The sequence below is a fragment of the Sulfitobacter sp. CW3 genome, assembly GCF_019392245.1.
GTDB lineage: Bacteria > Pseudomonadota > Alphaproteobacteria > Rhodobacterales > Rhodobacteraceae > Sulfitobacter.
The window spans coordinates 1-1,298 of record NZ_JAHXRL010000020.1 but is presented as its reverse complement, the minus strand read 5'-3'; the positions used below and the strand labels follow the sequence as shown (position 1 = coordinate 1,298).

General features: G+C 60.4%; 1 protein-coding gene. It reads left to right on the top strand.

The genetic code is table 11. The features are described 5' to 3' along the window. Window positions 1-1,298: Ig-like domain-containing protein (locus KZZ06_RS20025; RefSeq protein WP_257884511.1), on the top strand; the 1,298-nt coding region annotated here is incomplete at both ends.

The window sequence follows — 1,298 nt, the reverse complement described above, 5'->3', positions numbered from 1 at the left end:
ACCCTGTCCGAGGCCAGCACCGATTTCGCTGTTGGCGATCTGACGTTAACCAATGCGACGGCAACCCTGACGGGGTCCAGCACCAGCTATACTGCCGTGCTGACCCCGTCATCGGATGGCGAGGTCAAGCTGTCGGTCGCAGCGAACACCTTCACGGATGGGGCGGGCAATGCCAATGCCGCCTCGAACGAGGTCACAACCACCTATGACGCCAGCGCGCCCTCCGTCAGCCTTTCGACCAGCGCCACCTCGGTTTCCGGTGCAGAGACCATCAACGTTGTGGTGACCTTTTCCGAGGCCGTCACAGGCTTTGAGGCCAGCGATATTGCCGTGACGAACGGGTCCGTCAGCACCGTCACCGGCAGCGGCGCGGCGTATGTCGCGCAGATCATGGCGACGGGGAGCGGGAATACCACCGTCTCTGTTCCTGCGGCCGCTGCGACCGACAGCGCGGGCAATAGCAGTACGGCGTCAAACACGGTCACCATTCAAAACGCGACCGTTGAAAAGACCCAAAAGGCTATCTCGCAGTTCATCCAATCGCGCGCCACTCAGCTGGTCTCCAGCCAACCCAACCTAAGCCGTTTTTTATCGGGCAGTGGCGGGTCTGGCGGATTTGACATGGCTGTGACGCAGGCGGGCGGGAATTTCCATTTTGTCAGCTCTCCAGATACAAATAATGGTCTTTGGCTGCGGCTGAACGGCACCTGGACCAACGAAAACACCAGCAAAACCGAGTATTTTTTCGGCGCTCTTGGCCGTCACATCACGGTTTCGCCCAACCTTCTGATCGGCGGCATGGTTGAATTCGACCATGTGCGCCAAGAGGATGGCGTTTCAACGCTGGACGGCCAGGGCTGGTTGGCCGGGCTTTATATGGTGACGCGTGTCCCGAACCATCCGCTGTTTATCGACGGGCGGCTTTTGTACGGGCAAACGACCAACGATGTGTCGCCACTGGGCACCTATACGGACCGCTTCGATACGGAGCGTTGGCTGGCGCAGGTCAACGTGTCCGGCGAACTTGAGTACGGCGCGACGACGCTGATCCCGTCGGTGCAGGTTAGCTATACAACGGATGATCAGGCCGCCTACACCGACGCCCTTGGCAACCTTATCCCGTCGCAAGGCGTCGAGATCTGGCAGGCGGCCATCGGCATCGATTTCAGCCACCAGGTCGCGCTGCAAAACAGCGATACCTCACTGGAACTGACCGGCGGGATTGCTGCGATCGGATCATCCACCCGCGGTACCGGCAATGCGGCCAGCGTTGCCACATCCTATGACGGCACCCGCGC